The sequence below is a fragment of the Fluviibacterium sp. S390 genome (assembly GCF_049800695.1).
In the GTDB taxonomy this organism is placed as follows: domain Bacteria; phylum Pseudomonadota; class Alphaproteobacteria; order Rhodobacterales; family Rhodobacteraceae; genus Meridianimarinicoccus.
Genome location: NZ_JBNAFN010000059.1, coordinates 1 through 2,401, shown reverse-complemented (window position 1 = coordinate 2,401; position 2,401 = coordinate 1). Strand labels below are relative to the sequence as shown.

General features: G+C 55.0%; 2 protein-coding genes and 1 pseudogene. All 3 read right to left on the bottom strand.

What is annotated here, in order from left to right; genetic code table 11:
* Positions 1 to 35: 35 nt before the first annotated feature.
* Positions 36 to 1,162 (bottom strand): IS3 family transposase gene (locus ACP15K_RS20295; RefSeq protein ID WP_424990915.1). Its coding sequence is split into 2 segments (ribosomal slippage): positions 36 to 898 and positions 898 to 1,162, totalling 1,128 coding nucleotides; the frame shifts between segments, so codons are not numbered across the junction.
* The gene (locus tag ACP15K_RS20290) at positions 1,123 to 1,812 is read right to left on the bottom strand and encodes an IS6 family transposase (protein ID WP_424991464.1); all 690 of its coding nucleotides are present in this window, start codon (positions 1,810 to 1,812) and stop codon (positions 1,123 to 1,125) included. Before ACP15K_RS20290 ends, ACP15K_RS20295 begins: the two co-directional genes overlap by 40 nt.
* Positions 1,813 to 1,875: 63 nt before the next feature.
* Positions 1,876 to 2,401 (bottom strand): annotated as a pseudogene (locus ACP15K_RS20285) (IS5 family transposase); the annotation flags it as partial.

Below are 2,401 nucleotides of genomic sequence, written 5' to 3'. Positions count from 1 at the left end.
GTGAGCAGCCCCACTTGAGTGGTCCAACTTGAAAGTTAGTGCATGATTGGCCTTTGGTCCATCGGAACGATGACTTCTGGCGCAGGTGGGCGGTAGCCCAAAGCACTATGTGGTCGTTTGGTGTTGTAATGGTTCCTCCATCTTTCAATGATGATTTGGGCTTCACGTAGCGAGTAGAAGATTTCACCGTTCAGCAACTCGTCGCGCATCCGCCCGTTGAAGCTCTCACAATATCCGTTCTCCCAGGGTGACCCGGGTTCGATGTAGGCAGTCCTTGCCCCAACCGCCTTGATCCAGTCCCTGACGGCCTCAGCGATGAACTCTGGGCCATTGTCCGACCTGATGTAGGCAGGCACGCCTCGCAGGATGAATAAATCCGTCAGAGCGTCGATTACTTCGGTCGAATTCAACTTCCGCTTCACCCGGATAGCCAGGCATTCCCTGCTGTGTTCATCCAAGATGTTGAGCGTCCTAAAGGCTCTGCCGTCGTCTGTTCTGTGGTGTACGAAGTCATACGACCAGACGTGATTACGATACTCAGGACGTAGGCGGACACATGATCCGTCATTCAGCCAGAGCCGCCCTTTCTTTGGTTGTTTCATTGGCACTTTAAGCCCCTCACGTCGCCAAAGCCGTTCGATGCGTTTGTCATTCACTTGCCAGCCTGCGTCTCTCAACAGCGCAGCAACTCGACGGTAGCCATATCGACCAAACTGGCGCGTCAGCTCGATCATGTCCTCGACCAAGCGTTCTTCGTCAGCGCGTCCACGTGCTAATCGGCGTTGTGTGGATCGGTGCTGGCCAAGAACGCGACAAACCCGTCGTTCAGAAACCTTGAACTGGCTACGAACATGGTTGATGCAGGCCCGCCTACGCGAGGGGCTCAGAAGTTTCCCGATGCGGCTTCCTTCAGGATCAACTTATCTAATGTCAGGTCAGAAACCGCACGACGCAGACGCTCGTTCTCTTTCTGTAGTCGCTTCAGTTCCTTGAGTTGTTCCGTGCCCATTCCGCCATACTTCTTCTTCCAACGGTAATAGGTTTGTTCAGTCACGCTGATCTGTCGGATCGCTTCAATTCGGGGCATGCCTTGCCCCATCAGAACTTCAACCTGCCGTAACTTCACGACAATCTCTTCTGGCTTAGGTCTCTTGATCGCCATACTTGGTCCTCCGCTTTCCTAACTATAGGGGCGGACCACTTCAAAGGGGGAGGCTCAGCCTTGGCCGTTCGCAACGACCGAAAGCTTTGGCGATAGCCAAAAAGCCGCTTCAATGCTGCATGATCGCTTTCGATCAGGTTGTTGCGCCACTTACGATCGATGTGTTTGATACTATCGAAATGCGGATCGTATCGACGGTTGATCTCACGGATGACACGATGATAGGTCGGCGCCTTGTCCGTGACGATTGTGACCGGTCGATGCAGGCGCACTCGTTCGATCGCCTTGTTGAGAAAGGACTTTGCTGCCTTTGCATCCCGCCGAGCGGTGAGGCGAAAGTCGATCATTTGGCCATTTGCATCAACTGCGCGCCACAAGTATCGCCACTTGCCACCAACGCGGACATAAGTTTCGTCCACGTGCCAATCGAGGCTGGCACGGCGAAGATGTTTCTCTGTGCGTTTGGTGAGTTCGGGCCCAAACTTGATCACCCAACGATACACGGTTGATCGATCAACATTAATCCCACGCTCTGCGAGTAGATCGACCACGTCTTGATAGGATAGCGGGTAGCGCAAATACCACCGCACCGCGCACAGAATGATCTCCCGTGGAAAACGATGATGCTTAAAAGGGGACTTGCGTGGCATGCTTCACCTCAAAAGGACAAAGGTGGCCAAGCTCGCCGATTAGGGTCAGGACTCGTTCTTGTCTCAAAGCCAGAACATGACGGTTGCGGCCAATGCGATGGCTGAGAGGAAGACTTTTGGGCATCGGTCGTAGCGAGTGGCCACACGCCGCCAGTCTTTCAGTCTTCCGAACATGATCTCGATGCGGTTGCGGCGCTTGTATCGACGCTTGTCATACTTGATGGCTGTCTTGCGCTGCTTTCGGCCGGGGATACAGGCTCGTATCCCCTTGTCTTTCAATGCTTCTCTGAACCAGTCTGCGTCATAGCCCCGGTCCCCGAGCAGCCACTCGGCATTCGGCAGGCTGCTCACCAATGCCCGTGCGCCGATGTAATCGCTCACCTGCCCGGCGGTGACGAAGAGATTGATTGGTCGCCCCAGGCTGTCGCAGACGGCGTGCAGCTTTGTATTCATACCGCCCTTGGTTCGGCCGATCAGGCGGCCACGCCCCCCTTTTTAACGCCCAGGCTGGACGCGGTGCGGTGTGCCTTCAGATACGTCGCGTCGATCATCACGGTCTTTTCTTCACTGTGTTCGGCGGCCAGCCCAG